This window comes from Aureimonas sp. OT7, assembly GCF_014844055.1.
GTDB lineage: Bacteria > Pseudomonadota > Alphaproteobacteria > Rhizobiales > Rhizobiaceae > Aureimonas > Aureimonas altamirensis_A.
This window is the reverse complement of record NZ_CP062167.1, coordinates 1,175,927-1,188,630: the sequence shown is the minus strand read 5'-3', so window position 1 is coordinate 1,188,630 and position 12,704 is coordinate 1,175,927. Positions and strand designations below refer to the sequence as shown.

The 12,704-nt window shown below is 67.3% G+C and carries 14 protein-coding genes; 8 read left to right on the top strand and 6 right to left on the bottom strand.

The genetic code is table 11. From position 1 onward, the window contains the following. Positions 1 to 17: 17 nt before the first annotated feature. From IGS74_RS05745 to IGS74_RS05730, 4 genes are all read right to left on the bottom strand, one after another. Entirely contained in the window at positions 18 to 599 is a 582-nt protein-coding gene (locus IGS74_RS05745) for a DUF447 domain-containing protein (protein WP_192390082.1), read from the bottom strand. Next, on the bottom strand, positions 596 to 2,038 hold the full coding sequence (locus IGS74_RS05740) for a DUF6513 domain-containing protein (protein ID WP_192390080.1): 1,443 nt from the start codon (positions 2,036 to 2,038) through the stop codon (positions 596 to 598). The genes IGS74_RS05745 and IGS74_RS05740 overlap by 4 nt, the downstream gene beginning before the upstream one ends. Next, entirely contained in the window at positions 2,035 to 2,685 is a 651-nt protein-coding gene (locus IGS74_RS05735) for an amino acid kinase (protein WP_039188446.1), read from the bottom strand. Before IGS74_RS05735 ends, IGS74_RS05740 begins: the two co-directional genes overlap by 4 nt. 112 nt (positions 2,686 to 2,797) lie before the next feature. Further along, on the bottom strand, positions 2,798 to 3,883 hold the full coding sequence (locus IGS74_RS05730; RefSeq protein WP_192390078.1) for a (5-formylfuran-3-yl)methyl phosphate synthase: 1,086 nt from the start codon (positions 3,881 to 3,883) through the stop codon (positions 2,798 to 2,800). A gap of 155 nt (positions 3,884 to 4,038) precedes the next feature. Between IGS74_RS05730 and IGS74_RS05725 the strand changes: the two genes are divergently transcribed. The 8 genes from IGS74_RS05725 to IGS74_RS05690 all read left to right on the top strand — a co-directional run bounded on the left by IGS74_RS05725 (position 4,039) and on the right by IGS74_RS05690 (position 11,296). Continuing rightward, positions 4,039 to 5,244: an ABC transporter substrate-binding protein gene (locus IGS74_RS05725; protein WP_039188443.1), complete on the top strand. Its 1,206-nt coding sequence runs from the start codon at positions 4,039 to 4,041 to the stop codon at positions 5,242 to 5,244. A 65-nt stretch (positions 5,245 to 5,309) separates the two neighbouring features. After that, complete coding sequence (locus tag IGS74_RS05720; protein WP_192390076.1) at positions 5,310 to 6,641, top strand: histidine kinase; 1,332 nt, start codon at positions 5,310 to 5,312, stop codon at positions 6,639 to 6,641. Next, positions 6,638 to 7,267, top strand: a complete 630-nt coding sequence (locus IGS74_RS05715; protein ID WP_192390074.1) for a response regulator transcription factor — start codon at positions 6,638 to 6,640, stop codon at positions 7,265 to 7,267. The genes IGS74_RS05720 and IGS74_RS05715 overlap by 4 nt, the downstream gene beginning before the upstream one ends. Positions 7,268 to 7,378: 111 nt before the next feature. Continuing rightward, the gene (locus IGS74_RS05710) at positions 7,379 to 8,353 is read left to right on the top strand and encodes a PQQ-dependent catabolism-associated beta-propeller protein (RefSeq protein WP_039188438.1); all 975 of its coding nucleotides are present in this window, start codon (positions 7,379 to 7,381) and stop codon (positions 8,351 to 8,353) included. A gap of 37 nt (positions 8,354 to 8,390) precedes the next feature. Beyond that, positions 8,391 to 8,981: a hypothetical protein gene (locus tag IGS74_RS05705; RefSeq protein WP_192390072.1), complete on the top strand. Its 591-nt coding sequence runs from the start codon at positions 8,391 to 8,393 to the stop codon at positions 8,979 to 8,981. 7 nt (positions 8,982 to 8,988) lie between these two features. Then, positions 8,989 to 9,765 carry an ABC transporter ATP-binding protein gene (locus IGS74_RS05700; protein ID WP_192390070.1) on the top strand — a complete coding sequence of 259 codons (777 nt, stop codon included), beginning with the start codon at positions 8,989 to 8,991 and terminating at the stop codon, positions 9,763 to 9,765. Continuing rightward, a complete protein-coding gene (locus IGS74_RS05695; RefSeq protein WP_192390068.1) occupies positions 9,762 to 10,571 on the top strand; it encodes an ABC transporter permease in 810 nt (269 codons plus the stop codon). Before IGS74_RS05700 ends, IGS74_RS05695 begins: the two co-directional genes overlap by 4 nt. A gap of 14 nt (positions 10,572 to 10,585) precedes the next feature. Next, on the top strand, positions 10,586 to 11,296 hold the full coding sequence (locus IGS74_RS05690) for a hypothetical protein (RefSeq protein WP_192390066.1): 711 nt from the start codon (positions 10,586 to 10,588) through the stop codon (positions 11,294 to 11,296). On the opposite strand, the gene IGS74_RS05685 is transcribed toward IGS74_RS05690, so the two are convergent. Together IGS74_RS05685 and IGS74_RS05680 are read right to left on the bottom strand one after the other, a co-directional pair. Beyond that, positions 11,268 to 11,564: a DUF6522 family protein gene (locus IGS74_RS05685; RefSeq protein ID WP_192390064.1), complete on the bottom strand. Its 297-nt coding sequence runs from the start codon at positions 11,562 to 11,564 to the stop codon at positions 11,268 to 11,270. The two genes, IGS74_RS05690 and IGS74_RS05685, sit on opposite strands and share 29 nt — an antisense overlap. A gap of 42 nt (positions 11,565 to 11,606) precedes the next feature. Further along, on the bottom strand, positions 11,607 to 12,593 hold the full coding sequence (locus tag IGS74_RS05680; RefSeq protein ID WP_192390062.1) for a DUF808 domain-containing protein: 987 nt from the start codon (positions 12,591 to 12,593) through the stop codon (positions 11,607 to 11,609). Positions 12,594 to 12,704 lie beyond the last annotated feature (111 nt).

Sequence of the window (12,704 nt, the reverse complement as noted above, 5' to 3'; positions counted from 1 at the left end):
TGCCGCCCCTGCCCCGATCAGGTTCCGGCGCGCTCGTCGCGGTAGAATGCCGCAACCTTGTCCATCAGCCAGTCCCAAGCCTGCCTTTCGCGCGGACCGGCGGTCTTGTCCACCGCGATCTGCAGGTAGGCGATCTCATCCTCTACTTTCCGGCGCGGCAGCATCGACAGGCGGCTGGCCAGGATGGCCAGTTCCAGCACCGCGGCACGTGCCCGGTTCATGCCGGTGAAGGGCGCATGCGCGGCGGATGCGACGACCCGGCAATGGTATCTCGGTCGTACCGCATCCTCTTCCACATGCTCGACCCGCAGCACGTCATGGGCCAGCGCCGCGGCAAGGCGCGGCACGGGGCAATTGTCCAGCGGCACCAGCGGCCAGTCTTTCCGACCGGTCAGGCAGCCGGCGAAGATCAGCACGTCGTCGGTATAATTGGCGACGGCGAAGCCCGTCTCCTCGATGTTCGCGAGCGTCGTCGACGGGCGGAACGGCGCGACGATCCATTGCCCAGCCTCATCCTCGCCCGCCGCGATGATGCCCAGCGGGGCGATATGAACGCGGCCCGCTGCCGACACGCTGGTCAGGATCGTTTCCCGGATCATGGCTCGCCCGCCCCGTCGCGCCGGGCCTTCAGCGTGTGGCCCGCCTCCGCGAGGCGGGTGCGATCCTCGTCCCCGGCTTCCGGCGTCGCCACCCCGAACCGCAGGGGCTCGTCCTGCGCGAAGCGCTTGCCGAGGCGAAAGGCGATCTCCGCCTTCTGCAGTTCGGCACCCAGATAGAAAGCGTGGGCCGGGTCTCCCGCCACGTCCAGCAGCGGATAGAACGAGAAGGCATCGCCATGCACCGCATGCTGCCCGCGCGTGAAAAGGTGGATGCCGTCCTCGGCCACCTCGATACGGTAGTTGCGGTCGCGCACCGCAGCGGCCTGCTCCGCAATGTCGGCGGCGCTGTTGGCCACCGGCCTCAGGTCGTGCACCTGCGACAGCGCCGGGGAATAGCCGCGCGGCAGAGCGTTGTCGGCGCGCGCGGCATGCATGATGCGGCGGGCGATGTCGTGTTCCTCGATGGTGCGGCGTGTGTGGGCGCTGACATGCACGACGAGCAGGTTACGAACGAACAGCTCGGAGGCGATGCCCAGCAGCAGCGCCGTGATGCCGGAGCTGTCGGCCTCGGTCAGTTCCGTCAGGTTGCCGGTCCCCATCATGATGTCGATATGGGGCCGCGCCGCGCGCAACGCGTGATAGCGCGCCAGCGAGTCGGTGAAACCGAAATGGATCGGGTCGAGGACCGGATCGGCGATGAAGGACAGGCCGCGATCCGTCGCGGCGTCCACCGCGCGCAGGAGCGATCCGAGGTCGCGCGGCTCGGCCGGCACGAGAATCGGAATGCAATCGCCTTCCTGCGCGATGTCGAGCGTATGTTCGGTCAGGCTCAACAGGAAATCGGCGCCCGCGCGCGCCGCGCGTACCAACTCTCCCCTGTTGGCACTGTCGACGCTGACGGCCAGCCCTTCCGCCTTCAGCGCGTGCACCGCATCCTCCAGATGCGGAAAGGGCGTATCCGGCAGGCAGCCGAGATCGATCACATCGGCGCCGGACAATGCCATGGCCCGCGCCCTTTCGACGATGGCGGGCAGTGACAGGGCGGAGGCATCGACGATCTCGGCGAATATGCGCATGTCGTGCCTGGATAGGTCCGCCGCCTTGCGGCCTCGCCCCAGGAACTGCGGCAGGTCCGCGACCTCGTCCGGCCCGCGGGTGACGGCGACGCCGAAATGCCGCTCCAGGCTTTCGAGATCGGCGCGGCATCGACCCGGTACGACGATCCTGTCGGTATCGACCGGCAGTTCCAGCCGCCGCCGGATGATATCGCCCGTCAACAGCGCGGCGACCTTTACGCCCATGTCGCGGATGGAGAAATGGAAGTCGGTCGGCCCCATCTCGGCCAGGACGCGCTCCAGCCGGGGCAGCGCCAGCCGTCCGGTCAGGAACAGGAGGCGCTGGCCGGTAAACGGACTTGCAGGCGGCGGCGCCCCGTTCACTCCGCCGCTTCGACGGCGTAGGACCCGGGCGGCGTGCTGCGCCGAATGGCGCGGCCCGGGACGCCTCCTCCTGAAAGCCGCTTGGCCGCCAGGGTCAGGTCCGAAGGGCCGGCTACATAGACGCTCGTCTCCGGCTGAAGCAGCTTGACGAAGGAGGAATCCACCACGCCCGCCGCCGAGATGGCGTCGAGCGTCGAGCCTTCGGGCATGTCGAGCTGCTTGATGAGGCAGAGCGAGCAGCCGGAGAACTGCCCCGCCAGCCACGCGGCCAGGCTGTCGGACGTCACGCTCCAGTTGCGTGGAATCTCGCCGGCACGCAGGGCCAGCTTCGCAGGCATCCAGACCGGTATTCGGCCGGCATCCAGCTCGCGCCGGATGGCCTCCATCGAGGCGACGGCCACAAGCCTGTCGCCAAGACTCGCAAGGGCGCGGCCAAACTGTTCCATGGCCAGGATGGCCATGTGGTGGGCCGCATCGTCGTCAAAGCCGATCACCGGCTGGAACCGGCGCACCACATCCGCGAAGGGTCCGCCTCCGGGCACCAGGACCAGCGGCCGGGACGCCTTTTCCATGCTTGCGACCCACAGTTTCAGGTCGGGAGAAGAAATCGAGCTTCCTCCGACTTTGACGATGAGCAGGTCCTTCACTCTGCGGACTCCTTGATCGTTCAGGCAAGGCGCGCGGCGATCCCGGAAGGCACCGTGCGGCCGGCCGCCACTCTTTCGCCTTTTTCCGACGAAGGGCAAGGGTGACGGCCGATCAATTCGATGCTGCGCCGCAGCATGCCGCGCTGGCTTCGCGCCGGATTTCTATGCCTGCCGCCTCCGGTCCGAGATCGAGTTTCTCGACCTTCACGGTCACGGCGGCCACGCGGCTGTCCATAAGGATCGTGGCGGCGAGTTCTTCCGCGATCGTTTCCACGAGATCGACGTGCCCGCGCGCCACGATGCCGCGCACGGCATCCATCATGAGGTCGTAGGAGTAGATGTCGGCCATCCCGCCCGGACCGGTCTTCCGTCTCGGAACCTCGGCCTCGATGGAAAATCGCACGCGTTGCCGCCGCCCGCGCTCGAAGCCATAGGCCCCGATCTCCATGTCATGGACGAAGTCGCGGATGAAGACCCGGTCCACCGGGCCGGCCCCCGCCGATCCTTCCGCCGCCGGGCCCGCCCGCGGATGCACGAGTGCGGCAATGTCGGCCACCCGCGCCGCCGCGATGCCGCCTCCCCGCTTGCCGTCGGTCAGGGCGCCGCGAAAGCCGAGATAATCCGGGCGCAGCGGCATCAGGCGGGGCACGTCTGGAGCCTCGAGTGCTCCGGCAAGCCCGCAGAAAAGGTCGAGGCTGCGCGACGCTTCCACGAAAGCCGACAGGGTAGGAAGCGGCGCATGGTCGATCAGGCGGCGACCGTCCTTGCGCGCCGTATCCAGCATGACGCCGGCAAATCCAGCTGCCGCGATGCGGTCCAGCAACCGGAGATCGACGCCCTCGTCGGCAAACAGGACCGCGATCAGCCGCGTCGCGCCGGCATGTGCTGCAAGTTTTTCAAGGGCCGCATCCAGTTGCGCGGTGTCCGGCGTCGAAAGCCCCACCTTGACGAAGTCCGCCTGCCGCCGCGCGGCGACTGCGGCCGCGAGCGCCTCCGGCGCCATGGACAGCGTTCCGGCGACGGCGGAAACGGGCGTGCGCCCGGCAACCGCCGCCAGCACGTCGGCCAGGCTTTCCGGGTCGGCCGCCCCCAGCGCGCCGGCATCGGGTTCCTTCACGTCGATGATGTCGGCGCCGTTTTCCAAGGCGGTCAGGGCCTCGGCGCGGTTTCGGACGCTTGCCAGGAATTTCGTCGCCATGATCTCGGGTCATCCATCGCTGCGGGGCCAATCTCCCTATAGGCCGCAGCGCCCGTTCTTGAACAGGGACAGGGCGACGAACGGGAAAAAGTCACCTTGCGGCTGGGCATCTTTATGCCTTTCCCTTGGGCAAAACTTCGGGGGGAGGCTCGACCATGAAGATACCCATCGCCACCCTGGTCGCCGCGATGGCCCTCGGCCTTGCCGGCGTGGCAGAGGCCCAGCAGCCGGGCCCGGAAACCACCGTCATCCGTATCGGCCTGCTGCGCGCCTACGAGCCCGTGCTGGCCCTCTCGGCGCTGGATATCCCGCCGGAGACGATCGGCATCGCCGGGGCGGAACTCGGCATCGCGGACAACGACACGACCGGCGCGTTCATGGGCCAGGATTTCGAGCTGACCGTCTCGACCCTCAAGCCGGGCGAGGACATCGGTCCGGCCATGCAGGCCTTCGCCGATGCCGGCGTGCACTTCATCGTCACGGACCTGCCGGCTGCCGATACGCTGAAAGCGGCCGACCTGGCCCGGGTGGCCGGGTCAAGCGTGCTGAATGCCGGGGCGACCGACGACAGCCTGCGCGAAGAAAACTGCCGGTCCAACATGCTTCATACGGCGCCGACCCGTTCGATGCTGACCGATGCGCTGGCGCAGTATCTGATGTGGAAACAGTGGCGCAACTGGGTACTGATCGCGGGCGAGCACGAGAACGACCGGCTTTTCGCCGACGCGATGAGGGCGTCCGCCCGCAAGTTCGGCGGCGACATCCTGGAAGAGCGTACGTTCGAGGATGCGGGCGGCGCCCGCGCCACGGATTCCGGACAGGCACAGGTGCAACGTCAGATCCCCGTCTTCATGCAGGGCCTGCCTGATCATGACGTGGTGCTGGTGGCCGACGAGAGCGAGGTCTTCGGCAGTTTCATACCCTGGCGCACATGGCTGCCTCGCCCGGTCGCGGGCACCGCGGGGCTTGTCGCCGCCTCCTGGCACCCGGCCAGCGAGCAGTGGGGCGGCGCGCAGATCCAGAACCGCTTCGAGAAGATGGCCGGCCGCCGCATGCTGGCGAAGGACATGCAGGTATGGACCGCGATCCGCATCGTGGGCGAGGCCGCGACCCGCACCCAATCGGCGGAACCGGACAAGATCCTGGACTATATCAAGAATCCGGACTTCTCCATCGCCGCCTTCAAGGGCCAGAAGCTGACCTTCCGGGACTGGAACTGGCAGTTGCGCCAGCCGATCCTGCTCGGCGAAGGCCGGTCGGTCGTTTCCGCGTCCCCCCAGGAGGGGTTCCTGCACCAGACGACGGAACTCGATACATTGGGCGTCGACCGGCCAGAGACCGCCTGTCATCTCGTGCCGTGACAAAACACCGCGAAAGCTGCAATCTGTGATCGACGCACGATCCGCAATGGGAGGCTCGATCGAGGGTGTCGCTGCACACGAGGCTGATTCTCGCCATTCTGGGTGCGCTTGGCGCCATGCTGCTGCTGGGTGGTCTCGCAACCGTCCTGCACGTGCGCGAGCGCATCGAGTTGGAGATGCGCTCCGCCCATATCGTTGCCGAACATCGCGTCGCGCGGCAGATCGCCGAACTGCCCGCGACGATGGATCATGAAGCCAAGTTCCGGGCCCTCATCCGCACCTTCGACAGCGACCGCCATGCCCGCCTTTCGCTCATCGGCCGCGATGGACGGACGATCATGCGCTCGCATCTCGACGGCCCCCGACACCCCGCGCCGGCGTGGTTCGCGGCGTTGTTCGCGCCCGGGCCGGAGGTGAGCATCATTCCGCTGCCGGTCCCGGGGCCGGTCGCCGCGCTGGAGCTGACGGTGGACCCGGCCAGCCACACACGCGACGTGTGGACCGACCTCGGGCTCGGCCTCACCTTGCTCGGCCTGTTCGTGGTGACGACGCTGGCGCTGGTCTGGGTGATCGCCCGCACGTCGCTGAAACCGCTTAACGCGTTGCGGCACACGCTCGGCGCCATCGGGCATGGCCGTACGGACGAGCGGGCAGCCCTGGCCGGGCCTCCGGAAATCCGGGCCCTTGCACAGAGCTGCAACGACATGGCGGCGCGATTGTCCGCGATGTCGGCGGACAACCGCCGCCTCGGCGAACTCGTGTACCGGATGCAGGAGGAAGAGCGCGCCGAACTCGCCCGTGACCTGCATGACGAGGTCGGGCCCTTCCTCTTTACCATCGATGTCGACGCCGCGGCCATCGAGCGGGAGCCGGCCGCCGCTGTCAACGAGGAGCGCGCCGGCGCGATCCGCCAGGCGACGGCGCGGGCCCGACAGGCCGTGCGCCGCATCCTGGCCGACCTTCGCCCCGGCCTCCTGCCCGGCCTCGGCCTGCGGGAAACCCTCATGCATCTCGCCCACGACTTCGAAAGCCGTCGCCCGGGTATCCGCATTCGAATTGCCGTGCCGGAGGAGGGGTTCGACGCCCAGACGGACGCGACGCTTCTGATGGTGCTGCGGGAGGCGATGCTGAACGCCCTGCGCCACGGCGAGCCGACACGGCTGGACGTCAGTGTGCGCGCCATCGCCGGCCAGGCCGAATTTTCGGTCGTCGACGATGGCGGCGGCCGCGATGCGGGCGCCGACGGCTTCGGCATCATCGGCATGCGCGAGCGGGTCGAGGCCGCCGGTGGCAGGCTGCGCATCATGGCCGTGGACGCGCCTGCCGGGCTGCGCGTCGAAGGCCGTCTTCCCATCGCGGTAGACGACCGCGTGCACAGACTGGAGGCCGCGGCATGACCAAGGTTTTGATCGTCGACGACCACATGGTGGTCCGCGACGGCGTCCGCCGGCTGATCGCCCCCCTGCATCCCGAAGCCATTGCCGAGGCCGAGACCCCGCGCGACGCGCTGGACGCATTCCGGCGGACGCGGCCGGACCTGGTGATCCTGGATATCAACCTGCGCGGCGGCAGCGGGTTGGAAGTCCTGCGCCGGCTCCACGCGGACGACTCCAGGGCCCGCATCGTCGTGTTCTCGATGTATTCGGACCTCGTCTACGCTACCTCGGCCCGGCGCGAGGGCGCGCTCGCCTATGTGTCCAAGAGCGCGCCATCCGACGAGTTGCTGACGGCCATCCGCCGCGCCCTGCGCGGCGAATCCTATGTGGACTGCGTCACGGCGGCGGCGCAGGAAAACGCCGCCGTCAACGTGGCGGCGCGGCTTTCGACGCGCGAGCTTGAAATCCTGCATATGCTGGGCGAGGGCCAGAGCCTCAACGACATCGCCTCCGGCCTCGGCGTCGCCTACAAGACGATCGCCAACAGCTCGACCCGCATCAAGGAAAAGCTCGGCCTGGAGCGAACCTCGGACCTGATCCGCTTCGCGGTCGAGACGCGCGGCGGCCGGCTCGTGGGCGGTATCTGAGCATTGCCGGTCGTATTTAGCGCGGGTGCCGCCCATTACGGGAACTATTCCCATGGGTCGCGGTGACATTATTCCCTAGCGTCCAGGAAAAGAAGCGCGTGGGGAGGATCGATGACGAAGCCTGTTCTGGCGGCGATGGCCGCCGTGCTCTGCATGTCGGCAAGCCCGGCATTCGCCTACAAGATCTACGTATCGAACGAGCGCGGCAACGATGTCACCGTGCTCGATTCCGCGACGTTCGAGGTGGTCGAAACGATCAAGGTGGGCCAACGCCCGCGCGGTATCGTCGTCTCGCCCGATGGGACCAAGCTTTACGTCTGCGCCAGCGACGACGACACGATCGAGGTCATCGATACGGCCACGCACCAGATCACCGGCACGCTCCCTTCGGGGCCGGACCCGGAACTGATGGTCGTGTCACCGGACGGAACGCTGATGTACGTCGCCAACGAAGACGACAACCTCGTCACCGTCATCGACCTTAAGACCGGCAGCCGGGTGGTGGAGATCCCCGTCGGCGTCGAGCCGGAGGGCATGGGTGTCTCCCCCGACGGAAAGATCATCGTCAACACCTCCGAAACCACCAACATGGCGCACTTCATCGACCGCGATTCCCAGCAGATCGTGGCCAATGTGCTGGTGGATTCCAGGCCGCGCTTCGCCGAGTTCAAGGCAGACAATTCCGAGGTCTGGGTATCGGCGGAAATCGGGGGCACCGTCAGCGTGATCGATGCCGCGACGCGTGACATCAAGCACAAGGTGACCTTCGACATCCCGGGCATCAGCGCGGAACTGATCCAGCCGGTGGGCGTGCGGATCACTGAGGATGGGTCCAAGGCCTATGTCGCCCTCGGCCCCGCCAACCGGGTCGCCGTGGTGGATGCCAATACCTATGAGGTGAAGGACTATCTGCTGGTGGGCCAGCGGGTGTGGCAACTGGCCTTCTCGCCCGATGGCAGCCATCTGTTTTCCACCAACGGCATCTCCAACGACATTTCGATCATCGATACCGCGAGGGACGAGGTGATCCAGTCCGTGCAGGTCGGGGAGCAGCCCTGGGGCGTCGCGGTGGCGGACACGCAATAAAGGGTCAGGACGACCGGATACGAGAGGGAGGAACAGAATGACGATCAGGGCGCACTGGCTGACGCTGATGGCCGCTTGCCTTGCCTTCGCACCGCATGTCGCGGCGCATGCGCAGGGCGGCAATGCGGCGCAGGTACAGGCCGACGACGATGATGACGACGACGATGACGCGGCAGAGGCGCCGGCTGCGGCCGCACCGGCCGGCGCGGGCAACGCACAGATGCCCGCGAGCGCCATGTCGGCAGACGCGCTGGGGCTGCCGCCGCTGTCCCGGTCGAGCCAGGATGTGGAGGAGCTGGTTCTCGGCAGCGCCGACAGCGATTTCGCGGTGAACAAGAAGGATTTCGTCATGCGGGCCGGGCAGGCCTATCGCTGGCGCATCAGCTCCGACGGCGCCCTGGAATACAAGTTCCGCGCGCCGGATTTCTTCCGCAACATCTGGTTCAACCAGATTGTCATAAGCGACCTGGAGCTGCATATGGCCGGGCCACCCGCATGGCTCGAATATGACGCCAAGGGCACGATCCAAATCCAGTTCAACACGGTCCGCCCCGGCAATTTCGAGTGGTGGATCGATGGGCTCGACGGGGCGCAAGCCATGAAGGGCACCATCACCGTCGTTCCCTGAGGCTATCGTGCCGCCCTCCGCAACAGCGACCCGCCCGCAGGCGCTGGAAGTCGACGGCGTCGGCCATGCCTATGGCCGGCGGCGCGCGCTCGACGAGGTGTCCTTCGTCGTGCCGCAGGGCAGCTTCACTGCGCTGATCGGCCCCAACGGGGCCGGCAAGAGCACGCTCTTCTCTCTCGTCACCCGCCTGTTCAACGCGCGCGAAGGCACGATCCGCATCCTGGGCCACGATCTGTCGCGGCACCCTGGGCACGCGTTGCGGCATCTGGGCGTGGTCTTCCAGGGCAGGACGCTGGATCTCGATCTGTCGATCGGCCAGAACCTTGCCTATCATGCCGCCCTGCACGGTATGTCCGGGCGCGAGGCGCGGGCGCGGGCGCGCGAGATCCTGGACGGATCGGAACTTCTGGACCGCCTGCGCGACAAGGGGCGCGCCTTGTCCGGCGGCCAGTTGCGACGGGTGGAAATCGTCCGGGCCTACATGCATCGACCGCGCCTGATCCTGCTGGATGAGCCGACGGTGGGGCTGGACATCGCCTCTCGGGCGGAGATCATCCGCACCGTGCGCCGGCTGGTGCGCGAAGAAGGTGTCAGCGTGCTGTGGGCAACCCACCTCATCGACGAGATCGAGGATGAGGACCGCGTCGTGGTGCTGCATCGCGGCCAGGTCCTGGCCGAAGGCGGCTGCCGCGACGTGATCGAAGCGGAGGGCGCCGGCTCCATCGGCGAGGCCTTCGCAAGACTGACGGCGCTTGCGCCCGTGCAGGCTGCGAGGGCGCCATGATCGTCTACTGGCGTTGCTTCTCCGGAATCGTGGTGCGCGAGGCGCTGCGCTTCCTGCACCAGCGCGAGCGGTTCGTCTCCGCCCTGGTGCGCCCGCTGCTCTGGCTCTTCATCTTCGCCGCCGGCTTCCGGCAGGTGCTGGGCGTTTCCATCATTCCGCCCTACCGCACCTACATTCTCTACGAGGTCTTCATAACGCCGGGGCTGATCGGCATGATCCTCCTGTTCAACGGCATGCAATCCTCGCTGTCGATGGTCTATGACCGCGAATCCGGCTCGATGAAGACGTTGCTCGTCAGCCCGCTGCCCCGCTGGTTCCTGCTGGTGTCCAAGCTTGCGGCGGGGGTGATGGTCGCAGTGCTGCAGGCTTACGTGTTCCTCGCCATCGCCTGGTTCTGGCGCGTCCGTCCGCCCGAGCTCGGCTACCTCACCGTATTGCCCGCCATTATCCTGTCGGGCCTGATGCTGGGCGCGCTCGGCATGCTGCTGTCGTCACTGGTGCGCCAGCTCGAGAATTTCGCCGGCGTGATGAACTTCGTCATCTTCCCGATGTATTTCGCCTCGTCGGCGCTGTACCCGCTGTGGCGGGTGCGGGAGTCCTCGCCGCTGCTCTACCACATCTGCCAGTTGAACCCCTTCACCCATGCGGTCGAGCTGATCCGCTTCGCGCTGTACGGACAGCTCAATCTACCCGCCCTCGCCATCGTCACGGCCTGCACGGCGGCCTTTCTGGGCCTTGCCGTCCTTGCCTACGACCCCATGCGCGGAACGATCGCCCGCAAGGGCGAGGCGCGTCCCGCAAGCTGAACAGGAGATGCCTAATGCGCATTCCCGCCCTCATCGCCTGCGGGCTCTGGCTCCTCCCCACCCTGGCGCTGGCCCAGGCGCCGGCCCCGCGCGACATTCCCGAAGGCTTCGTCCTGCCCGGTCCGCCCCCCACGGGCAATGCCGCCGCAAACCCCGTCCTGGCCGCGCCGGAGCATCATGGCAGCGCCGACTGGCCCTGCATCCAGCGCAAGGTTGCGCGGATGGACGCCGCGCAGATCTGGCCCGCCCCGCCTGAAACCGCCGTAGAGCAGGAGCGCACGCCGGCCGAACGCCAGCTTGTCCGCGAGATCGCCCAGCGTCGCGTGCCGATTCCCGATGCGCGCCAGCGCCTGACCGACCATCTGTCGGCGTTGCCGCCGGAACGGCGCAGGGCCGCCGCCGAAACGGTCTTCATCGATCTGCTGCATGAATTGAACCGCGAGCGGGCCGACGTCATCAACGGCATCGGCCGCTATGCCGGCAAGCAGAAGACCCTTGCCGAAAGCATCCGCGCCGAGACGGCGAAGTTCGACAGGTTGATGAGCCAACCCACGCCCGACCAGAACGAAGTCGCCCGGGAGCAGGAGGCGCTCCTTTGGCAGACCCGGATCTTCGACGAGCGCCGCCAATCCCTGACATATGTCTGCGAGGTGCCTGTCCTGATCGAGCAGCGCATGTTCGCGCTCGGCCGGGTGCTCAGGGATTTTGCGGCAAACGATCGATAGACCTGGCGGGCGACAGGCCCATCGATTCCGACTGCAGGGCGCCATCCGCCGCCACGACACCGCGCCAGACGCGGTTGCCGATCCGCACGGTCAACCGCCAGCGGCCGACATCCTCGCCCTCGCCGCGTTCCACGCGGCTCTGCACCAACCGCCTGGCCATCAGGCCGCGCATCTGCGCCTCGGTGAGGGAAAAACGCGCGGCCAGGAAGCCGGCATCCAGCATGATGCCGTCCTCCTCGACCGTAACGCCCGGATGGTTCGTGTTCATGCGGCCATTATGGACGCCCGGCCGACCGGCGGCCAGACCTCGCTAGGCTTTCTTCTCCTTGATGGAGCGCAGGCCCGTCGCCGCCTTCCAGAGGGGCCCGAGGACTTTCTCGACGATCGGAATCAACGCGAAGCCGGCGGCAAGGCCGACGACGCCCGATCCGATGGCCGTGACCGCCCAGGTCACCGCGCCGGACGCTGCAGGCACGAGGCCGCCCGCGGCTACGGCGATATCGTGGATGAAATGTTCGGGCGCGGCGATCCCATAGCCGGCCAGGCTGTGGACGATGATTCCGCCGCCCACCCAGACCATCGCAGCCGTACCGAGAATGGCGAGCCCCTTGAGGAAGCCCGGCATGCCGCGCACCAGTCCCCGCCCGATCGTGGCCAACGCTCCATTGCCGCGTCTGGCCATCGCCAGGCCGACGTCGTCGGCCTTCACGATCAGCGCAACGGCACCATAGACGGCGACCGTGATGCCGATGGCCACCACCGCCATCACGGCCGCGCGCATCCACACGGTGTCCGGTCCAAGGCCCGCCAAGGTGATCGCCATGATCTCGGCCGACAGGATGAAGTCCGTCTTGATGGCGCTGGCAACGCGCTCGTCTTCCAGCGTCCGTGCATCGGGGGCGACGGTGCCGATCTTCGCCTCGTGCTTGTGCGCCTTGTGCGGGGCGATCTTCTCGTAGACTTTTTCCGCACCCTCATAAGCGAGGTAGAGTCCGCCCAGCATCAGGAGGGGCGTGATCGCCCACGGCGCGAAGCTGCTCAGCACAAGCCCACCGGGCAGAAGAAAGAGCAGCTTGTTGATCAGCGAGCCACGGGCGATACGCCAGACGATGGGAAGCTCCCGGTCGGCGGAAAAGCCGACGACGTAGCGCGGCGTCACCGCCGCATCGTCGATGACGACGCCGGCCGCCTTGGCGCCGGCCTTCGCCGCCTGCGCCGCGACATCGTCCAGCGATGCCGCCGCAACCTTGGTCAGGGCGACGATGTCGTCCAGAAGCGCGATCAGTCCGATACTCATGCCCAGTCCCTCACAGTCGAATCCCGTCGCGTCCCGACGGTCATCTATCTTGCCTTGCGACCCTGCTTGGCAAGGCGAGGTTCCGGCAATTTGGCGGGAGTTTCCCGATGC

Bases quoted from the DNA above. Each gene is read 5' to 3' on its own strand.
- IGS74_RS05745 (WP_192390082.1), bottom strand. From the start codon at position 599: ATGATCCGGGAAACGATCCTGACCAGCGTGTCGGCAGCGGGCCGCGTT.
- IGS74_RS05730 (WP_192390078.1), bottom strand. From the start codon at position 3,883: ATGGCGACGAAATTCCTGGCAAGCGTCCGAAACCGCGCCGAGGCCCTG.
- IGS74_RS05725 (WP_039188443.1), top strand. From the start codon at position 4,039: ATGAAGATACCCATCGCCACCCTGGTCGCCGCGATGGCCCTCGGCCTT.
- IGS74_RS05715 (WP_192390074.1), top strand. From the start codon at position 6,638: ATGACCAAGGTTTTGATCGTCGACGACCACATGGTGGTCCGCGACGGC.
- IGS74_RS05710 (WP_039188438.1), top strand. From the start codon at position 7,379: ATGACGAAGCCTGTTCTGGCGGCGATGGCCGCCGTGCTCTGCATGTCG.
- IGS74_RS05705 (WP_192390072.1), top strand. From the start codon at position 8,391: ATGACGATCAGGGCGCACTGGCTGACGCTGATGGCCGCTTGCCTTGCC.
- IGS74_RS05695 (WP_192390068.1), top strand. From the start codon at position 9,762: ATGATCGTCTACTGGCGTTGCTTCTCCGGAATCGTGGTGCGCGAGGCG.
- IGS74_RS05690 (WP_192390066.1), top strand. From the start codon at position 10,586: ATGCGCATTCCCGCCCTCATCGCCTGCGGGCTCTGGCTCCTCCCCACC.
- IGS74_RS05685 (WP_192390064.1), bottom strand. From the start codon at position 11,564: ATGAACACGAACCATCCGGGCGTTACGGTCGAGGAGGACGGCATCATG.
- IGS74_RS05680 (WP_192390062.1), bottom strand. From the start codon at position 12,593: ATGAGTATCGGACTGATCGCGCTTCTGGACGACATCGTCGCCCTGACC.